14 protein-coding genes, 2 tRNA genes and 3 pseudogenes are annotated in these 21,193 nt (G+C 38.9%); 14 read left to right on the plus strand and 5 right to left on the minus strand.

Features of this window, described 5'->3' with window-relative positions; all coding sequences use genetic code 11:
• The first annotated feature begins 158 nt into the window (after positions 1-158).
• From DPV92_RS08255 to DPV92_RS08295, 9 genes and pseudogenes are all read left to right on the plus strand, one after another.
• Entirely contained in the window at positions 159-785 is a 627-nt protein-coding gene (locus DPV92_RS08255) for a response regulator (protein ID WP_111354455.1), read from the plus strand.
• Between the two features lie 36 nt (positions 786-821).
• Positions 822-1,082: a YfhL family 4Fe-4S dicluster ferredoxin gene (locus tag DPV92_RS08260; RefSeq protein ID WP_111354456.1), complete on the plus strand. Its 261-nt coding sequence runs from the start codon at positions 822-824 to the stop codon at positions 1,080-1,082.
• Between the two features lie 92 nt (positions 1,083-1,174).
• Positions 1,175-1,927: a class I SAM-dependent methyltransferase gene (locus DPV92_RS08265; RefSeq protein ID WP_111354457.1), complete on the plus strand. Its 753-nt coding sequence runs from the start codon at positions 1,175-1,177 to the stop codon at positions 1,925-1,927.
• 85 nt (positions 1,928-2,012) lie between these two features.
• Positions 2,013-2,954, plus strand: coding sequence for a helix-turn-helix transcriptional regulator (locus DPV92_RS08270; protein ID WP_111354458.1), 942 nt, complete (start codon positions 2,013-2,015; stop codon positions 2,952-2,954).
• Between the two features lie 65 nt (positions 2,955-3,019).
• Positions 3,020-3,700, plus strand: coding sequence for a uracil-DNA glycosylase family protein (locus DPV92_RS08275; protein ID WP_111354459.1), 681 nt, complete (start codon positions 3,020-3,022; stop codon positions 3,698-3,700).
• A gap of 88 nt (positions 3,701-3,788) precedes the next feature.
• Positions 3,789-5,055 (plus strand): annotated as a pseudogene (locus tag DPV92_RS08280) (AAA family ATPase); the annotation flags it as partial.
• Positions 5,056-5,299: 244 nt separating this feature from the next.
• Positions 5,300-6,712, plus strand: a complete 1,413-nt coding sequence (locus DPV92_RS08285; RefSeq protein ID WP_111354460.1) for a hypothetical protein — start codon at positions 5,300-5,302, stop codon at positions 6,710-6,712.
• 128 nt (positions 6,713-6,840) lie between these two features.
• Complete coding sequence (locus tag DPV92_RS08290; RefSeq protein ID WP_111354461.1) at positions 6,841-7,479, plus strand: tetratricopeptide repeat protein; 639 nt, start codon at positions 6,841-6,843, stop codon at positions 7,477-7,479.
• Between the two features lie 93 nt (positions 7,480-7,572).
• A pseudogene (locus DPV92_RS08295) lies at positions 7,573-7,914 on the plus strand (UvrD-helicase domain-containing protein); the annotation flags it as partial.
• A 129-nt stretch (positions 7,915-8,043) separates the two neighbouring features.
• Here DPV92_RS08295 and DPV92_RS08300 read toward each other — a convergent pair.
• The 3 genes from DPV92_RS08300 to DPV92_RS08310 all read right to left on the minus strand — a co-directional run bounded on the left by DPV92_RS08300 (position 8,044) and on the right by DPV92_RS08310 (position 10,054).
• Positions 8,044-8,129 (minus strand) — tRNA-Leu (locus tag DPV92_RS08300).
• 240 nt (positions 8,130-8,369) lie between these two features.
• Positions 8,370-9,842: an exodeoxyribonuclease VII large subunit gene (xseA, locus tag DPV92_RS08305; protein WP_111354462.1), complete on the minus strand. Its 1,473-nt coding sequence runs from the start codon at positions 9,840-9,842 to the stop codon at positions 8,370-8,372.
• 135 nt (positions 9,843-9,977) lie between these two features.
• A tRNA-Met gene (locus DPV92_RS08310) sits at positions 9,978-10,054 on the minus strand.
• 206 nt (positions 10,055-10,260) lie between these two features.
• Between DPV92_RS08310 and mltA the strand changes: the two genes are divergently transcribed.
• Complete coding sequence (gene mltA / locus DPV92_RS08315; RefSeq protein ID WP_111354463.1) at positions 10,261-11,382, plus strand: murein transglycosylase A; 1,122 nt, start codon at positions 10,261-10,263, stop codon at positions 11,380-11,382.
• A gap of 229 nt (positions 11,383-11,611) precedes the next feature.
• Positions 11,612-13,143 (plus strand): annotated as a pseudogene (locus DPV92_RS08320) (lactate permease LctP family transporter).
• A gap of 59 nt (positions 13,144-13,202) precedes the next feature.
• On the opposite strand, the gene fabB reads toward DPV92_RS08320, so the two are convergent.
• The gene (gene fabB, locus DPV92_RS08325; protein WP_005709644.1) at positions 13,203-14,420 is read right to left on the minus strand and encodes a beta-ketoacyl-ACP synthase I; all 1,218 of its coding nucleotides are present in this window, start codon (positions 14,418-14,420) and stop codon (positions 13,203-13,205) included.
• A gap of 335 nt (positions 14,421-14,755) precedes the next feature.
• Between fabB and DPV92_RS08330 the strand changes: the two genes are divergently transcribed.
• Complete coding sequence (locus DPV92_RS08330) at positions 14,756-17,182, plus strand: class I adenylate cyclase (protein WP_111354515.1); 2,427 nt, start codon at positions 14,756-14,758, stop codon at positions 17,180-17,182.
• A gap of 8 nt (positions 17,183-17,190) precedes the next feature.
• On the opposite strand, the gene dusA is transcribed toward DPV92_RS08330, so the two are convergent.
• Positions 17,191-18,171, minus strand: a complete 981-nt coding sequence (dusA, locus tag DPV92_RS08335; RefSeq protein ID WP_111354464.1) for a tRNA dihydrouridine(20/20a) synthase DusA — start codon at positions 18,169-18,171, stop codon at positions 17,191-17,193.
• Positions 18,172-18,540: 369 nt separating this feature from the next.
• On the opposite strand from dusA, the gene DPV92_RS08340 reads away from it, so the two are divergent.
• On the plus strand, positions 18,541-19,521 hold the full coding sequence (locus tag DPV92_RS08340; protein WP_111354465.1) for a ribonucleotide-diphosphate reductase subunit beta: 981 nt from the start codon (positions 18,541-18,543) through the stop codon (positions 19,519-19,521).
• Positions 19,508-21,172 carry a ribonucleoside-diphosphate reductase subunit alpha gene (locus tag DPV92_RS08345; RefSeq protein ID WP_111354466.1) on the plus strand — a complete coding sequence of 555 codons (1,665 nt, stop codon included), beginning with the start codon at positions 19,508-19,510 and terminating at the stop codon, positions 21,170-21,172. The genes DPV92_RS08340 and DPV92_RS08345 overlap by 14 nt, the downstream gene beginning before the upstream one ends.
• The last annotated feature ends 21 nt before the right edge of the window (positions 21,173-21,193 follow it).

A 21,193-nucleotide genomic window follows, 5' to 3' on the forward strand; every position in this document is an offset into this window, starting at 1 on the left:
AAACTTGCAAAGTTTTGCAATTTTTATTGGGCAAGAATATTGCGTTTTTAGCCTAGATCAAAAAGAATGTAATCTACCTAAAATGGGTAACTTGTTTTAGGTAATAAGAGTGAGAGAATAGTCATCTTAATTAGTGTGTAATAAATATGAGGCAAGAAATGACTGAACCTTATAAAATTCTTTTAATTGATGATCACCCTTTAATGCGTAAAGGGATGCGTCAAATTCTTGAGCTCGAAACAGATTTTGTAGTGGTGGGGGAAGCGAGCAATGGCACAGAAGGTATTGCTAAAGCGTTAGACCTGCAGCCAGATTTGATTATTTTGGATCTGAATATGAAAGGTATTTCAGGCTTGGATACTTTGCGTTCATTGCGTACTCACGATGTAGACGCTCGCGTGGTGGTGCTTACTGTGTCAGACGAACAGTCTGATATTTTAGCACTAATGGATGCGGGTGTTGATGGCTATTTATTGAAAGATAGTGATACGGCAGAACTGATTGAAAATATCCAGAAAGCCGCACGTGGTGAAATGGCATTAAGCGAAACCGTGCGTCAGCATTTGCTTCGTCAACCAGAAAGCGATCCGCTTGCACAACTTACCGATCGTGAATTGGACGTTTTACAATGGATTGCAACAGGAATGTCGAACAAACAAATTGCCGCTCAGCTTTTTATTTCTGAAGAAACGGTGAAAGTGCATATCCGTAATTTACTTCGGAAATTAAATGTACATTCACGCGTTGCTGCAACAGTGCTTTACTTAGCTCAACAAAAAGGCTAATATTCGCCTCTTTTTTGAACAAGAGGATGACAGCCAATGGCATTGTTGATTACCGCAAAATGTACCAACTGTGATATGTGTTTACCTGAATGCCCGAATGAGGCAATTTCGGTAGGCGATGAGATTTATGTTATCGATCCGTTGCTTTGTACAGAATGCGTTGGGCATTATGAAAAGCCTACTTGCCAGAAAGTCTGTCCGATTACTAACTGTATTATTATTGATAGCAATCATCAAGAGACCCAAGAAGAGCTTTGGGAGAAGTTTGTGTTGATTCATCATGCAGATCAGCTGTAATTCTCAACCAATTAAACACCGTAAGCAAATGCAAGCGGTGTTTTTTATTGCTCATTTTCCAATATGTATTGAGCATATTTACGGAGGCAAATTTGAAAAAAAGTATTTACGATACGCCCATCTTTTTTGAACGCTATCAGCAGTTACGCCATAACCCTATCAGTATGAATGAAGTCGTTGAAAAACCTACCATGTTTGAAATGTTACCCGAAGTGAAAGGCAAAAAGGTTCTCGATCTTGGTTGCGGAATGGGTGAGCATCTTGCTTATTATTTAGAGCAAGGTGCAAGTCAGGTTGTTGGATTAGATTTATCTGAGTTAATGCTTCAAAAAGCGAAAGAAACGTTGTCTAAGAATTGGCAAGAGGGACATAATTTTAAGCTCTATTGTTCGCCGATGGAATCTCTCGATCAAATAACTGAAAATCAGTTTGACCTCGTTGTGAGTTCTTTTGCATTTCACTATATCGATGATTTTTCGGATTTACTTGCAAAAATCTCAGCAAAAATGGCCGCTTGCGGCACACTTCTTTTTTCACAAGAGCACCCTATTGTGACTTGCTATCGAGAGGGGTATCGTTGGGAGAAAAATGAACAAAAACAACAGGTTGCATATCGCTTAAATTATTATCGCGATGAGGGAGAGCGTAGCCGAAACTGGTTTCAACAATCTTTTAAAACTTATCATCGTACAATGGCAACCATCTTTAACCAACTCATTCGATCCGGCTTTGACATTGCTCAAGTAGAAGAACCTATGCTTGCGGATAAACTAGAATGGCATAACGAGTTTAAAGATTTACAACATCGCCCACCACTTTTATTTGTTAAAGCGGTAAAAAAATAACATTGTTTCGTAAAATCTGACTAGGGTCTATGGCATAATCTCGCTATAACATGTTTATTGATTTTATGCGAAAAAGGACGAGATTATGCCACAACCTCATTCTACTATTCAGTTACCTCTCGAAATCTTGCGTTTCATTCCTAAAAAAGGGGCAATCACTGCCGAGCAAGTTCATCAAAAACTCGCTGAACTCGGCATAAAACGTGAACTTCGAACCATTCAACGCCAAATGAAAAAACTTTGCGAGCAATTTGACATTGAATGCGATGAACGTGATAAGCCTTATGGATACCGCTGGAAACCAAATGCAAAAGGAATTGATTTGCCGATTTTAAACGAGCAGCAATCTCTTGTTTTAATGCTTGCTAAGCAATATCTCAATGGTATTCTCCCCGCCAGCATTATGAGCTCAATGGAGGGGTTCTTCCAACAAGCGGAATATAATCTGGTTTACGATAGCCACAAAAAATCGGGTGCAGAATGGCTTGATAAAGTCGCCATTGCACCAACAAGCCAGCCCCTTTTGCCTGCCAAAATTGAACCGAAGATTTTCACAGAAATTAGCACCGCACTTTATAATAACCGCCTATTAAATGTGCATTATTGCAATCAAACTGGCAAAGAACACAAAGCAGACGTTAAACCGCTCGCCCTTGTGCAGCAAGGGGCTGCACATTATTTAGTGGTGCAATATGAAGATGGCAATATTTTCCATCTTGCCTTGCATCGTTTTCTCAATGCTACTGCAACCACGTTCACTTTTGAACGCCCAAAATTCAACCTAAAACATTATCTCGCTGAACAACATTTTGGCTTTGGTAACGGCAAGAAAATCCGTCTGACTTTCCGAATTGGTAAGCCTTACGGTTTCCATTTAACCGAAACACCGTTGTCCACAGATCAAGAAATCACAGACGAAGGCGAAATTTATTTAGTTCGTGCAACAGTGGTGGAAAGTGAGATGCTAAATTGGTGGATTGCAAAGTTTGGGGAGGAGGTTAAGGAGATTGGAAGGGAATATCTTTAATACGACAGAATTTATCGCTAAATTTCTTATAATTATTTTAAATAGCTAACAGTGAGAAGGAAAATATGAAGGAAACTCTCAAAAATAAACTTAAACCATTGTATAAAAAATTATACCAAAAGTTTGGAAATGAATCCTTTGATAGTGAATTATCAGCTTTTTATGTTCATGTAGGTAGCGAATGGAAGCAAAGAAAAGGCATTCTCTTTGTTGGTAAGGCAACGAATGGTTGGAAAAGTGAAAAAGATCAAGATAAATTATTTGCTCATTTTGTGGAAGATAAAGAACCTATAAAATGGGTTGAAGATCAAATTGGTAGCAAAGATAAATACAATACATCTAAATCTGCTTTTTGGCGTGTAATAAGAAAAATTACTTATTTATATTTTTCTGAAAATTGGTATAAAAATATTGCGTGGTCTAATTTATGTAAAGTTGCACCAATGAATGGAGGTAACCCTTGCAATGAGGATTTTTATAAACAACGAGATATTTGCAAAGAAATACTATTAACAGAAATTGATATCTTAAAACCTAAAGCTGTTATTTTATTTACATCAGATTGGAATATTTTAGATTTACCTAAAGAATCTAAAATTGCTGAAGAGAAATGGGAAAATACATCATCTATTTTATATAAAGTGAACGGAGTTTATTATATTCATAGTATTCACCCTCAGGGGAAAAAAGAGTTACCGCATAAAGAAGCAATTGAAAAACTAATTTCTATGATTGAAGATCTTTAATAGTATTCTAATACGACACAAAATGTCGCTTGCTATCCTAAAATACCTTTCGTCAAAAGACAAAAGGTATTTTTTATGGAGAGATAATATGTCAAACGTAGAAATAGTGCAAAAAGGGTATAAGTTAAATTCGCCAACAGTATCAAATTACACCGAAAAAATGATGCTAAAAGTGTTGTTTGAACATAAAGGATTAGAAACGCTTTTTGAAGAAGCTCGGTGGAAAAGTGATGAGGTGGCACAAGCATTGGGATTACCCAATAAATTGGAGCAAGAAGAAAAATTACCTGAAATCGTAGCGGAGTTATTAAAACCACGCTACGAAATCTTGCAGAAGATGCCTACTTTTTCCGATGAAAATGGAAAACAAGCCGAGGAAAATTTAGCTCAATTAGCCTCATTGTTATCGCTTAATGAGGCTGAAATGAGCGTGCTACGTTTGTCTTTACATTTAAAAATTGAAAGTGATTTTTCCTATATATTTAACTATTTTTCTCCGAAAAGTTTGCCACAAGCGGTCGAATTTTTAGTGGAATTTCTGAATATTAGCCGTGATGAACTTCGCCCCGTCTTGAAGAAAAGCAGTAAATTATTTCAATATGGTTTATTACAACGTAGTTATAGTCCAACTGATGTTGATGATTATGTAGAATGGGGCAATACGCTCGATGCAGATGAATTTACCTTATTGCCTTTTGATGAGGAAAAACTACTTAAAAACAGTGTAATTTTAAGTAATCCGCCTAAATTAAATTTGACGCAATTTGAACATATTTTTGATACCCATTTAATGATGCAAAATTATCTGCAACAAGCGGTCGAAAAACAACAAAAAGGTGTTAATTTTTTAATTTATGGCAAACCTGGTACAGGCAAAACAGAATTAGCAGGATTATTGGCTAAAACATTAAATTTAACGGCTTACAATATTGCTTATATGGATGAGGATGGCGATGTTATTCGGGCAGAAAAGCGTTTAAATCATTGCCGTATGGCACAAACGTTATTAGGTAGGAATAGCAAAAGTCTATTAATTTTTGATGAAATTGAAGATGTATTTGCAAGTTCATTCTTCGAACGTTCGATTGCTCAGAGAAATAAAGCATGGATGAATCAATTACTTGAAAATAATAGTGTGCCGATGATTTGGATTTCTAATTCAGTAAGCGGAATTGATGAGGCATTCTTACGCCGTTTTAATTTTATTTTAGAAATGCCTGATTTGCCAAGTAAGAATAAAGCGGAGCTTATTCAAAATTTAGCAAGCGATAAATTATCGGCAGAATATATCCAACATTTTGCTAAAGAGCAGTCATTAACGCCTGCAATTTTAGATCGCACGATTAAAGTGGCAAATCAAGTTACTCTGCAAAATATTTGGGGTCAGATCAAAAGCGTCCTTTTTTGTTATAACAACATAATGATTTTCTGCTATTAATTAGATATGATAACAACCAGTTTTTCGTAGCCGTAAGCTGGCGCAAACCCATCAATTAACCATCAAAAGTGAATAAAAATAGTTCCGTAAAAGTTGTGATAATAGCAATCAAGATGGCTGTAAGAATTTAAACTTACTTAACAAATAATGAGGATTATGTCATGAAAAAAGAAGAAATGGGAAAAGTAATCAAAAGCGATAGGAAAATTTTTATGAATAAAATACATCTCTGGATTCTACTTTTTTCCTTATCTATGTCTCATAATCTTCCTGCCAAGGATGAATTTTCTTGGCAATTACTTCATTCTGAAAATTTTTCTACTTTGTTTGACACATCAAATTTCCCTTGGGAGCAAGATCCGCTTGATGCCTCTAGCAAATGGAATATTGATATGTTTGATGACAACGGTGAAGTTTGGAAAAATATTTCTAATCCTATGTTTTCTGAGCAAATGAATAAAGTACGCATTTTTCGGCAATCTATTCCTTTTGGTCAAGAAAATTGGCTTACTGCAGAATTAGCTTATTTGGATTATGTTGATAATCACCCAACTTCAAAACCTAGGATGACAACTATTCAGTTAGCTAACCAACAGTATGGTTTGGTATTGCAGGTACCAAGATGGGATGGCGGAGCCATTATTCGTCCAACGAAGCCTTTACCTGCAGAATATCGTGTAGAAATGCGCTTGCGAGCGATTAATTTTGGTGGTAAACGGTATGGTAAATTGGAATATGACGGAAAATATAATGGCTATTTACAAGATAAGGAATGCAAAACAGCATATCCTTGGCTTTCAAACGGCTCACTTATTGGAAAAACGCGCTGTGATTACCACGATGTTCGTAAAGAAAATGGCTTTTATTATTTAACTATTTTAGATCACGCTAATCCTGCACCACATGGTAATCCTGGGATTCATTTTCGCCGAAAAGTAGTGTTAGATGGGTATTATAGTTTTCAATCATGGTCAAAAAAAAATGCGGTGTGTAATCCAAAAAGCAAAGCATTATATCCATTATTTGAGAGCTCACATAATGTAGTGAATGCGATTTTTATTTTAGGTGATCGTTTTAAGAAGGGTAATAATTATCTGAATAATGGTTATGCTTTTAAAACCGAATGTGGTAATTTTGAAGACACTGATTTAGCTGGAAATCTAATTAAAAACGGAGAGTTTGATGGTATTATTAGTAGTGCAGAATTACAACCTGAACTGTTGCCAGAGAAAAGTTATTTATTTGCCGTTGAAAGACATAAAGATAAATACGTAATAGAAATGACAGGGGATTTTAAGCATATTGGAGAAACTACATTACGTGCTGAGCGTAAATTTATTGAAGATGGTAAGCCTATTTGGCATTACAATCAAACGAGTGATGAATATCAAGGTGAATTTAACCGCACTTTATGGCACAAAGGTGTAAGTGGAAAATATAAAAACAAAGATATTTGGAAAAAAGGCTCGGCATATCCTGATAGTTTTATTATTGGAGACCCTCACTTAAATTTTTATGAAGGTGATGCAGTTATTCAGGATATTAAGCTCTTTGTGCCACGAAATTCTAAATAACAACATAATGATTTTCTGCTATTAATTAGATATGATAACAACCTGTTTTTAGTTTCTTTACAGAGACTCATAAAGCATATTGCCAACTAAAATCTTGGCGTTTTTTTAATCAATTTAGAGATGATTCTATGAAACTGACAAAAACACTTTTCACTAGCGCATTGTTAGCTACTTCTATTTTTTCTTTTCAATCTACTGCTTGGGCAGATACGCCAGAACAGCAGTTTCAACAAGGATTTGAATCCTACAATAAACGTGATTATCAAACAGCCTTCAAACTTTTTCTGCCATTGGCTGAACAAGGCAATGAAAGTGCTCAATTTAATTTGGGTCTGATGTATGAAGATGGTAAAGGTGTCAAACAAGATTATACTGAAGCGGTGAAATGGTATCGCAAAGCGGCTGAACAAGGTAATGCAGATGCTCAACTTCGTTTGGGTTTTATGTATTTTAAGGGATATGGCGTAAAACAAGATTATGCGGAAGCGACTAAATGGTATCGCAAAGCGGCTGAACAAGGTGATGCAGGTGCTCAACTTCGTTTGGGTGCGATGTATACCCTTGGAAAAGGCGTAAAAAAAGATCATTCTGAAGCGGCTAAATGGTATAGCAAAGCGGCTGAACAAGGAAAGGCTAACGCTCAATATATAATGGGGGTAGCATATATTGAGGGAAAAGGCGTAAAACCTAACCCTTCAAAAGCTAAAGAATGGTTCCGTAAGGCTTGTGATAACGGTGTTCAAGATGCTTGTGATAAGTTAAAATAGTTTTTAAATTAGGACGCTGAAAAGCGTCCTTTTTTGCATTTATGACTTTAAATTTTGTAAAATAATGCTATTAGTTCTCATCTGTTAAAATCTATGGCCGAAACAATCCCACTAAATCCTATCACGTTGCCTTTAAATCAAATTAGCTTAATCGAAGCGTCCGCTGGTACAGGGAAAACCTACACTATTGGTTCTTTATACCTCCGACTTTTATTAAAGGCGGGAGAAAATAACTTTTCTCGTCCGTTAAATGTGGAAGAAATTCTGGTGGTAACTTTTACGGAAATGGCGACAGAGGAACTTAAGAAAAAAATTCGTGAGCGTATAACAGATGCGATTGATAAACTCACTGCCTTTGCGGAAACTCAAGATAAATCCGTATTTAAAAATGATGAATTTCTTACCGCACTTTTGAACTGCCCCCCCCTAAATATACCCCTAAAATTCTGGGCTGTATAGATATTATGTGAGATACAGAAAGACAATAAAAAGGCTGTAAAGCTAGTAAAATAAAGGCTTCGTAAAGGGTTTTGAGATTTCGTGAGATGTTGAGAAAAATTGAATTGGTGCCAGTGGTCGGACTCGAACCGACACGCTTATTCAGCGGCGGATTTTGAATCCGCTACGTCTACCAATTTCGTCACACTGGCTAAATTTTGAAGGTATTACAAGGTTTGTAATAGCACGAATTATAGAAATTCTTCGCAGTAAATGCAAGCGATTTATTTTGCTTTACGGTTTGTCCGTTCTAAATTTCATCAGTTCTCTCATAAAGTTATTCACATGATCTGTGGATAACCTCGTGAGTAACTCTATGGATAATTTGCTATCCCTATGATTTTTAAAGAATATTTATTTCCATTTAAGTGGCGAACAAAAAAGAAACAATCTTATTTGATTGCGATCACTTCGCTGAGAATTTGTCCACTTACAAGCTGTGTGGTAATTCGATCTCCTTTGGTGATCTGTTTTGTATTTGTAATCACGTGCTGTTGATCATTTTGCGTGATCGAATAACCACGCCCTAAAATTTTAAGCGGGCTTAATCCATCTAACTTCGTGCATAATGCATGGAAGCCTTGCTGCTGTTTAGTGAATTGCTTTTCAATCAAATAGGTTAGTCTATGCGATAATTGCTGCAAGTTCTGGTTTTGGCGACTAATGTTATGCGGTAAAGTGCTGTTATCTAACCGCTGTTTGGCAAAATAGAATTTCTGTCTTTTTGCATTAAAAAGTTGCTCTATTTGCTTGCAAAGTCGCGTTTCTTGCTGTGTTAAATGCAATTTTTGCATTTCTAATTGACGACTTGGATGCTTTGCTTGTACCCGTAAAAAAAGCTGAGCAATTTTCTGCTCTTTTAGCTTCAAAGATTGCCCTAATCTCCCTTGCAAGCGGTCAAAAATCTGAGTTAATTTGAAATGAAGCAACTCAAGCTGTTTTGCTGGGCTTTGGGCATTTAAGCGAAGGTTAAGGTGTTGAAAACGAGAAAGTTTTTCTGCCCAAAGACGATCAAATGCCAAGTTCACCATATTTAAATGATGTTGTAGTTGTCGCACAATTTCTTGCTGATCTCGGCTAACTAATTCCGCTGCAGCAGACGGGGTTGGAGCACGTAAATCCGCTACAAAATCGGCAATCGTTACATCGGTTTCATGCCCAACTGCACTAATAATTGGCAATTCAGATTGATAAATCGCATAGGCTACAGCTTCTTCATTGAAGCACCAAAGATCTTCAAGCGAACCACCGCCACGCCCCACAATCAACACATCACATTCTTTACGTTGATTAGCTAGTCTGATCGTATCGATAATATCTTGCGTTGCCTCTTTTCCTTGCACTAGTGTTGGATAGATTACAACTTGAAGCGATGGATCACGGCGGTTCAAAATATGTAAAATATCCTGCAATGCGGCTCCACTTGGCGATGTAATTATCCCCACTCGTTTTACAAATTTGGGAATTGGCTTTTTATGCTCTTGAGCAAAGAGCCCTTGTGCTGCCAGCTTCATTTTGAGTCCTTCAAACTGCTGTTGAAGTAAACCATCGCCCGCCATTTGCATACTTTCAATAATTAGTTGATAATCACCGCGTGGCTCATAAAGGCTAACACTCGCTCTCACTAACACTTGCATTCCGTTTTGTGGGCGAAAATTCACACGTAGATTTTTCATCTTAAACATAGCACAACGCACTTGAGCATTCTCATCTTTGAGCGTGAGATACCAATGCCCCGAAACAGGCTGACTGAAATTCGAAATTTCGCCCGTAAGCCAAACTTGCCCAAGCTCTACTTCGAGCAAATGACGGACAGAATAGTTAAGCTGAGTCACGGTAAAAATATTGGAATTTGAATTTTGCATAAGTGTTGCTGCAGATAATTAAATAATCTGAGAACAGTTTAAAGCAGAAAGAAATATGGTTGCAAGCGGTTATTTTTGAATGCTACTTTGCAAATAAGAAAAAACCCTTCGATATAAATCGAAGGGTTAAAAATTTGGTTGCGGGGGCCGGATTTGAACCAACGACCTTCGGGTTATGAGCCCGACGAGCTACCAAGCTGCTCCACCCCGCGTCTGATGGGATGCATAATACGCCGAATAGTGAAAATAGCAAGCCTTATTTTCAAAAAAGCGTTTGTTTGACTATTTCTAAAACAAATTCAATATAAAACCACCAAAACCCCGCATTTTGCCGGATAAAATTTTGCTGAATCTTCTACCGTTTTTGCCCAAATTTTGGTAGGCTATATACCTTATTTTCACAAATGATGGATTTATGATGAATTGGAAAGCATATGCTAAATGGGCAGGCGCAACGCTATTTTCCGTCTTAATTATCGGTTGCTCATCAAAACCGACTTCTCAAACAAGCTCAATTGTAGGCATTTATGCCGAAAATGCTAAACTTGGTGCAATTTACCAAAATCGCCAAGTAATGCCTTCTTACATGAATTTTGCTCGCGTGCAAGCGGTTGGAAATAAACAGCCGATTGTTAATGGGCAAGATTTCATTTCGCAACTCAACTATGTGCGTAGCTACTCAAGCCGTATTACAAGCAGTTACGCGGGTGTGTATAGCAAAGTGCAACATTGGGTAGATGCGGGCGCGAACGTGAATGACCTTGCCAAATACGGCATCAATATTAACTTAATGCGTGGTAAAGATGGCTATCAAAATGTCGCATTTACAGGCTATTACGCCCCCGTATTGCAAGCTCGACGTACGCCACAAGGCGAGTTTCAGCATCCATTATACAGCTTACCAAGCGCAAATAAACGCTTTACCCGTGCCCAAATTTACAATGGTGCATTAGCAGGCAGGGGCTTAGAGATCGCTTATTCTAACTCCATGGTAGATAACTTCTTCTTAGGTGTGCAAGGCAGCGGCTTTGTCGATTTTGGCGAAGGTCGTTTAAGCCATGTGGCTTACGCAGGACAAAATGGCTTCAAATATGCCTCTGTTGGGCGCTTGTTAGTTGAAGATGGCGAAATTCCAAAGGAAAAAATGTCAGCTCAAGCCATCAAAGATTGGGCAAAACGCAACCCAAGCCGAGCTCAAAGCTTACTTGAGCGCAATCCATCTTACGTTTTCTTCCGCTTTGATGATACTCACGACGTAAAAGGTTCAGCGGGCGTGCCATTAGTTGCGCTTGCATCCGTTGCCTCAGATAAAAGCATTGTACCATCAGGCAGTGTGCTATTAGTAGAGATGCCATTAATTGACAACCAAGGCAATTGGACAGGCAAACACGAAATGCGTTTGATGGTAGCTTTAGATGTGGGCGGTGCAGTAAAAGGTCATCACTTTGATATCTACCAAGGCATTGAAAACGCTAATAATAAAGCCGCTCAAACTGCGGGATTGCTAAAACACTTTGGGAGAGTTTGGGTGTTAAACTAAAGATAGACCATTTTTTAACCTATCTCGCTTTAATGTTTCAATCCTGTGATCTATTTCACAGATCTTTAACAAATTAACCTCTAAGATTTCCATAATTCAACTCATTTAAGGATGAATTATGGAAGCTTAGTTACAGAACTATACTGCCATAGGTGGCAGTTTATACCTCACGGCAGCGATGGCTTTGCTGCCGATTGTTTTCTTCTTCATTGCCCTCACAGTGCTGAAAATGAAAGGCTATATGGCGGGCCTGATTACGTTGCTTATCACGCTGGGCGTGGCGATTGTTGGCTTTGGTATGCCTGTTTCGATGGCAGCCTCTTCAGCTGTATATGGCTTTGCTTACGGCTTATGGCCGATTGCGTGGATTATCGTCACTGCAGTGTTCCTCTACAAGCTTACCGTTAAAACAGGGCAGTTTGATATTATTCGTGCTTCTGTGATTTCCATTACAGAAGACCAACGTTTGCAACTCTTATTGGTTGGCTTCTCATTCGGGGCATTCCTTGAAGGAGCAGCGGGTTTTGGTGCGCCAGTGGCAATCACTGCGGCTTTGTTGGTTGGCTTAGGTTTTAGACCGCTTTACGCTACGGGCTTGTGCTGGTAGCAAACACCGCACCAGTTGCCTTTGGAGCGATGGGCATTCCTGTGCTAGTCGCTGGGCAAGTATCGAACCTCGATCCGTTCCACATCGGGCAAATTGCAGGTCGTCAGTTACCGATTTTAGCGATTATCGTCCCATTCTGGTTAATGGTGATGATTGACGGCTGGCGTGGCTTAAAACAAACCTTCCCAGCAGCATTAGTGGCGGGTGGTTCATTTGCCTTGACCTTATTCCTCACCACCAACTTTATCGGGCCTGAATTGCCTGATATTACCGCCTCATTAGTGAGTTTGCTAGCATTAACCACATTCTTGAAAAAATGGCAGCCGAAAGAGATCTTCACCTTTGAAGGAACGAAACAGCCGACACGCCAAACCAAATCGGACTACACTTCAGGGCAAGTAATTCTTGCGTGGTCGCCATTTGCGATTTTGACCGTGTGTGTGAGCGTGTGGACGTTAAAAGATGTGAAAGCCGTCCTCTCTTTCGCTACCATTCAATTTGAATGGCCGGCCTTGCACAATCTAGTGTTGAAAGCCGCGCCAATCGTGAACGAACCTACACCTTATGCGGCCATTTTCAAAATCGACTTTCTTGGTGCAGTTGGTACATCCATTTTGTTAGCTGCGATTATTTCCGCGATTTTACTCAAAATGAAACCTGCACAAGTGGTCGAAACTTTTGTGGAAACACTCAAAGAGCTTAAGCTTTCCATCTTAACTATCGGCTTAGTGTTAGGCTTTGCATTTGTGGCAAACTATTCAGGCTTGTCTTCCACCTTGGCGTTAGTGTTAGCGGCAACGGGCGCAACCTTCCCATTCTTCTCTCCATTCTTGGGCTGGTTGGGCGTTTTCTTAACAGGTTCAGACACCTCGGCAAATGCCTTGTTCGGTTCATTACAAGCGAATACTGCAACCCAACTTGGTGTAACACCTGAACTGACAGTTGCAGCCAATACAATTGGTGGGGTAACAGGCAAAATGATTTCACCGCAATCTATTGCGATTGCCTGTGCAGCAGTGGGCTTAGAAGGCAAAGAGTCCGACTTATTCCGCTTTACGATTAAATATAGTTTGATTTTCTGCACGTTCTTAGGCTTACTTACCATACTCCAAGCCTATGTATTGCCGTGGACGATGATTTTCTTTCATAGATAAATGGAATAATATGCAAAATGCCCGCTATAAGCGGGCATTTTCTTTGGATAATTTACCAATTAACCATTATATTTTTGGAACACTAAACAAGCGTTTGTACCACCGAAACCGAAGCTATTTGACATTACGGTTGTCAATGCTTTGTCTTGGCGTTCTGTCACGATGTTTAAACCTTGCGCTTGTTCATCTAATGTTTCAATGTTGATGCTTGGTGCAATGAAGCCATTGTCTAACATCAATAATGAGTAGATTGCTTCGTGTGCACCAGCAGCACCTAATGAGTGACCCGTCATTGATTTAGTTGATGAAATCGCAGGTGTTTTTTCGCCAAATACGTTTTTGATTGCACCTAACTCTTTCACATCACCTACTGGGGTTGAAGTACCGTGTACGTTGATGTATTCAATTTCACCATTTACAGTTGCCATCGCTTGTTTCATACAACGCTCAGCGCCTTCACCGCTTGGGGCAACCATATCGTAACCGTCTGAAGTTGCACCATAGCCTACGATTTCTGCGTAAATTTTCGCACCACGAGCTAAAGCGTGTTCTAACTCTTCAACCACAACAACTGCACCACCGCCTGCGATCACGAAACCATCACGGTTTGCATCATAAGCACGGCTTGCTTTGGTTGGGGTGTCATTATATTTGGTTGAAACTGCACCCATTGCGTCGAATTCAGTTGCACACTCCCAAGAAAGTTCTTCCGCACCACCTGCGAAAACCACATCTTGTTTGCCTAATTGGATTAACTCCATCGCGTGACCGATACAGTGAGCCGAAGTTGCACAAGCAGAGCTGATTGAGTAGTTCACACCACGGATTTTGTAAGGAGTCGCTAAACAAGCTGAAACACTTGAAGCCATGGTTTTAGTTACCGCATAAGGTCCCACTGCTTTCACACCACGTGGGCCACGCACCGCATCACATGCGACTAATTGGCTATGTGCAGAACCTGTGCCTGCACCGATCACTAAACCTGTGCGGTCATTTGAAACCTGTTCTTCGATTAAGCCAGAATCTGCAATCGCTTCTTTCATTGAAAGGTATGCATAAGCTGCCGCATCGCCCATAAAGCGATAAATTTTGCGGTCGATTAACTCGGCAGGATTTAATTTTACGGTACCCGCTACTTGGCTACGCATACCCACTTCTGCAAATTCAGGTACAAATTCAATCCCTGATTTACCTTCTTTTAATGAAGCTAAAACTTCTTCTTTGTTGTTACCAATACTAGAAATAATACCTAAACCTGTAATAACGACTCTTTTCATCTTTTATCCTTTAAGTGCTTGGAAATATAACAAATCGTTCAAACTTTCAACAAAACTGTATGAAAATCTAGAAAAACTTGGCTATTTTACACAATTTTATGCTTTCTCTGAACCACTTTAACGAATTGTTTATGTGATCCGAGCTGTTGTTTGGGCAAAATCAATCTTCTTACTTGAAGCAATTGGCTTTATCTTTACTTTTTTGTTTAAACTGTTAGAGTTATTCCAAATTTTAACCTGTAACTTGGTTCTTAAAATCCACTAGAAGGGATTAGGAAGTGAAAAATCTAACGTCAATCACCACGCATTCAGATCGTTCTCATCATATTGATGCAATGCTGGCTCAAGCAATTGAGAAAATTGATGCGTTAGATCAACATCGTATTCAGCGTGCATTGGCATCAAATAATACCCACTTTAAGCACGTTTTTTATTTATTACCTCTGCTGTTGCATTATAACCTACCCGAACTTCCTGCCTATGTCGAAAATGCCCCACATGGGCTCGCCAAATTTACGTTTAATCCCTATCAGAAACGTTTTTTTAATACTCTTATTTCTGAAACCGAACGCAAAGAAGTTACTGATTACGCCTTTGATGGGCTTTATTCAATGGGAAGTACAGGCTCTATCGTGCAAACAACTAAATCTGATTTAGATTTATGGCTTTGCTATTCTCAAGAGTTGAACCAAGAGGCTTACCAACTTATCGAGCAAAAACTAGCCAAATTAACCCAATGGGCGAAAGGGTTAGGCATTGAAGTCAATTTCTATTTGATGAACCCAGAATGCTTCAAAGATAATCACCATAACTACGGCGTAAGCGAAGAGCACAGTGGCTCAGCACAACATTTTTTCTTACTTGATGAGTTTTATCGTTCAGCAGTTCGCCTGGCGGGTAAACGCCTACTTTGGTTGCATTTACCTGATAATGCCTATAAAAAAGCGATTAAATCAAAAAAAATAGATCTGAACGAATGGATCGATTTCGGTGATTTTTCCTCACTTTCTACCTCCGAATTTTTTGGAGCAAGTTTATGGCAGCTTTATAAAGGGATCGAAAGCCCTTACAAGTCGGCAATCAAAATTTTGTTGTTGGAAAGCTACGCCCAAACCTACCCAGAAACCAAGCTTATTTCAAAACAATTTAAGCAAAAACTATTGGACAACAAAACGGAGCATTATCACTTCGACCCTTATTTGGCAATGCTTGAGCAAGTAACAGATTACCTTAAAGATCGCAAAGAATTATCAAGATTAGACCGCTTGCGTCAATGTTTTTACCTCAAAGCCAAAGAAGGAAAAGTACTATACAACTGGCGTGAGCGTGAATTACAAGCCTTAATTAAGCATTGGGGCTGGAATGCACAACAGATTGCATTATTAAACGATCGCCCAAAGTGGAAGATGAAACAGGCAATCGTGCAAGATAAAATGCTGGTAGAACAGCTTTTACAAAGTTATCGCAATTTAATCAATTTTGCCCGTAAATTCCATATTGATCCAAGCATCATGACGAACGATACCGACATTTTAATGCGTAAGCTCTATTCAGTTTTTGAAATGCTGCCTGGTAAAGTCACCTTGCTAAATCCGCATATTACGCCTGATTTATCGGAACAAAATATTACTTTTATTGAAGCCCAAGAAGGTTCGGCAATGAAAGCGGGTTGGTATTTGATTAACCAATCACCTAAAAGTACCTACGACTCCTCACAGCGCTTTGTGCAATACAACAAAAATTTGCATAAACTGGTGGCGTGGGCATATTTCAACGGCGTGATTACCGTGAGTACCAAATTACACGTGGTTAGCCGACATATTGATTTACAGAAACTTCGTCAATTTATTACCGATCTACGACTCTTTTTCCCCGTTTCTGCTCCGAAAATCAGCGAAAATGAATTATTGCATCCAAACGAAATTCGTAGCCTTATTTTAGCGATTAACCTGACAAACGACCCAACGCAACACTTTGCCGATATTCGCCGCGATTTCCACTCCAGCGACTTATTCAGTTTTAATGCTTTTGAGCAAAATTTGGTGGGCAGCGTGAGCATTATCTACCGCAATATGTGGAATGAAATCCGTACCCAACATTTTGAGGGCGAGCAAGCAGTTTTGAATGCGTTGAAGTTGCTTTCCAACAAAATCTACCGCGATTCAGCACCTCCGCAATCGGTCAATGTGTTCTGTTATAGCAAACAGTTCCGCAGCGAGTTGCGGGAAACCATCGCGGATCTGGTGCATCGCTGCATTTCAGTACAAACAGGATCGATTTATGCGAATACATTTAATACGGTGAAAGTGGCAGGCAGAACTTGGCAGCTCGTGTTTAGCGATAAGAATGTAAAAATTAAACCTGTAGCAGAACAAGCGGTCGAAAAAGTAAAACGTCTTACTACATTAAGCCATTTAAGCAAAAAAGGTGAAAATCGCGTGGTGGTTTACCCAAGTGAAATCAATGATTTCGCCAGCGAAGGCTTCTTACAATTCTTCTTTGAAGATGGCAAAAATGGATGCTTTCACGTCTATATTTTAGACGAAAATAATCATATCGAAAGCTACACTAGCTGCAACGGTACAAAAGAGGAAAAAATTCGAGAAATCAACCGCTTGTATGCCGAGCAATATCTTGAAAATGACCAAAACAGCATTTTTAACTACCCGCAATTCTACCAACTTTTAGAAGAAGGAGAGGAGGTGAAAATCGTGCCATTCCAAAGTAGGCAGCATAGGGAATTTATGCAACAAAAAAAATAGAATTTTCTTTAGAACGTTGTGTTCTCTACAAACTTCAACGCATCTTCCATTACCGAGATATTCGCGCCCGCTTTGCACGCATTTTCGCTTAAATGGCGGCGCCACTGTCTTGCTCCTTTGCAATTTTGGAATGCACCAAGCATATGGCGAACAATGTGATTGAGGTAAACGCCTTTCGCTAATTCCTTTTCAATATAAGGCAACATCTTTTCCACTGCTTCTCGGGCAGTGACAAGCGGTCGATTTTCGCCAAAAATTTGCGAGTCAATTTCTCCCAATAATGAAGGATTTTGATAAGCCTCGCGCCCTACCATCACACCATCAACGAATTGAAGATGATGTTTAATTTCTTCAATGGTCTTAATACCGCCATTGATGGAGATGTTAAGATGTGAAAAATCACGCTTGAGCTGATAAACGCGCTCATAATCAAGCGGTGGAATTTCTCGATTTTCTTTCGGGCTTAAGCCAGAAAGCCATGCTTTACGAGCGTGCACGATAAAATCGTTCGAATAAGGTTGCACTTTTTCGATAAAATCGCAGAGAAATTCGTAGTTGTCTAAATCGTTAATCCCGATGCGATGTTTAACAGTGACAGGGATTTGGACTGCATCTTGCATTGCTTTAATGCAGTCTGCAACTAAATCGGCTTTACCCATCAAACAGGCACCAAACATGCCATTTTGTACGCGATCAGACGGGCAACCTACGTTTAAATTCACTTCCGCATAACCGCGTTCTTCTACCAATTTTGCACAATGTGCCAGCTGTTTTGGATCGCTTCCGCCTAATTGCAATGCTACTGGGTTTTCAGCAGGATTATACTCCAACAGATCATATTTGGCGTGAATGATTGCTGGAGCGGTGATCATTTCGGTATAAAGCAAAGCATGTTGGCTAAATTGGCGATGAAAATAACGACAATGACGCGTGGTCCAATCCAACATAGGGGCAACGGAAAATCGCCCTGAGTAAACATTTTTTTGCATAGTTTTATTGGTTAAAAGCGGTTAAATTTTTTGAGCGCTTTGCAAACGATTTTAGAAATATAACCACTTGTAATAAGTGTGAAAAATGGCGAGATAATACTACAAATCAAATGATTTTGCTTTAATTTCCTATAAAAGTTTGAAAATCCGCATAAGATATCTACAAGATTAAACAACACAATATCTTGTACTTTCACACCAATTCAAACACAAGATATAGAATGAATTTATCTAAAAGATTTTTTCCTTTATAAATCAATAAACTATTAAAAATAGTGATTTGTCAAGACTTGTTCTTACCAAAGAAATTACCTAGAATCCTCGCCCAGTTTCTCCCTCAATTAAATTATGGAAAAGATAGAGCAAAGTATGAAAAGACGTAATCTTTTTGAAAAGCGCTTGAACATCAAGCCATACGAATACCCAGAACTGCTTGAGTTTAAAGATGCTATCCGCCACTCATATTGGTTACACACCGAGTTCAATTTTACAGGTGATATTCAAGATTATCGCGCCACTATTAGCGACCATGAACGCCACGTTTTAACACGCGCAATGCTGGCGATTTCACAGGTAGAAGTGAATGTAAAACGTTTCTGGGGTGAGCTCTATCGTTATTTCCCAAAACCTGAAATGGACGATGTGGGCGGTACTTTTGCTGAATCAGAAGTTCGCCACAAAGATGCTTATTCATTCTTACTCGAAAAACTCGGTTTAAACGAGATGTTTAGCCAAATTCAAGAGATTGAACCACTTATGAACCGTATCCGCTATATGGAAGCGTTTATGAAAGATAAAGACGCGGGCAAAGGCGAGTTTGTGCTTTCATTAGTGCTTTTCTCACTGTTTGTTGAGCATATTTCGCTATTTGGTCAGTTCTTAATTATGATGTCGTTCAATAAACATAAAAACTTGTTTAAAGGCATTTCAAACGCGGTTGAAGCAACTTCAAAAGAAGAAGAAATTCACGGTAAATTTGGAATTGCGTTATACGAAATTTTACGTGATGAGCATTCAGAATTATTTACAGACGAGTTCTTTGTTGAATTAAAAACTTTATCTGATCAAGCATTTGAGGCTGAAAAAGGCATTTTAGATTGGATTTTTGAAGACGGTGATTTGAGCTTTATTAGCAAAGAAACTGTGCTTAATTATATTAAAAGCCGCTATAACAACTCATTAACGACATTAGGTTTAGAGCCTCCATACGACATCAATCCTGAGTTATTAAAAGAAACTGAGTGGTTTGATATTGAAATTCTTTCAACGAAAGAAACAGATTTCTTTAACAAACGTAGTACCGATTATAGTAAAAAAATGAAACAGATTACCGCAGATGATTTATTCTAATTCTCGCCCCGATTTTGCATGGCTAAATGAAGATAGCCGTTTATTCTTACAACGTGGTTACTTGCTTGAGGGCACAACCGCTTTAGACCGTATTCGTTATATTGCTGAACACGCTGAACGTAAACTTGGCATTGAAGGCTATGCGGATAAATTCTATCACTATATGGCTCGAGGCTATTTTTCACTCTCTTCTCCAATTTGGTCTAACTTTGGTTTAGATCGCGGTTTGCCAATTTCTTGTTTTGGTAGCTACATTGGTGACTCAATCCATGAAATTATGGAAACCACTGCAGAAGTGGGGATGATGAGCAAAATTGGCGGCGGTACATCAGGTTATTTTGGTGATATTCGTCCACGTGGTTCTGCTATCAAAAATAATGGTAAATCGGACGGTTCATTTAACTTCAGCAAGCTATTTGATACTGTAATTGATGTGATTTCACAAGGTACATCACGTAAAGGTCAATTTGCGGGCTATATCGACATCGAACACGGCGATATTGATGAGTGGTTAGACATTCACACTGAAGGTAATCCAATCCAATTGATGTACTACGGCGTTTGTGTAGGACACGATTGGTTAGAATCAATGAAATCAGGCGATCCATACAAACGCCAGCTTTGGGCAAAATTACTACAACGCAAAACCGAAACTGGGATTCCATATTTATTCTTTAAAGATAATGCGAACGCAGGTCGCCCTGATGTCTATAAAGATAAAAATATGACGGTTCACGCTTCAAACTTGTGTACTGAAATTATGTTGCCATCCAGCTCAGATGAGAGTTTCGTTTGTTGCTTATCTTCTATGAATTTGCTCTATTTTGATGAGTGGAAGGACACAGATGCTCCTGAAGTATTAACTTATTTCTTAGATGTGGTAATGAGCGAATTTATTGAGAAAAGTAACGAAATTCCATTCTTACATCGTGCGAATAAGTTTGCTCGTCGCCATCGTGCATTAGGCTTAGGCGTATTAGGTTGGCATAGTTACTTGCAAGCGAACAACATTGCGTTTGATAGCTTCCAAGCAATGCAAAAAAACAACGAAGTGTTCCGTACTTTACAAGAGAAAACGTTGAAAGCATCACAAGAACTAGCACAACGTTTTGGTGAGCCTGAAATTTTAAAAGGGTATGGTCGCCGCAATACGACATTGATGTCAATTGCACCAACCAAATCAAGTAGTTTTATTTTGGGCAGCGTGTCACCATCCGTTGAGCCGTTTAAATCAAACTACTATGTGAAAGATTTAGCGAAGATCAAAACTATTTACAAGAATCCATTCTTAGAGAAATTACTCAAAGAAAAAGGCTTAGATAACGAAGAAATTTGGGAATCTATCTTACATAATGATGGCTCTGTGCAACATTTAGCACAATTAACCGATGAAGAGAAGGAGGTATTCAAAACCTTCTCTGAAATCAGCCAGTTAAGCGTTATTCAACAAGCAGCACAACGCCAAAAATACATCGACCAAGGCCAAAGTATTAACATTATGGTTCATCCTGCAACACCTGCAAAAGATTTGAACCAGTTATACTTAACCGCAGAAGAGTTAGGTTTAAAATCAATTTACTACCAATACTCAATGAGTGCAGCACAGGTATTTAACCGCAACTTGTTAAGTTGCTCAAGCTGTGAAGGTTAAATAAATACAGATATAAAAATG

The organism is Pseudohaemophilus paraphrohaemolyticus (assembly GCF_003253115.1).
Taxonomy (GTDB): Bacteria; Pseudomonadota; Gammaproteobacteria; order Enterobacterales; family Pasteurellaceae; genus Haemophilus_A; species Haemophilus_A paraphrohaemolyticus_A.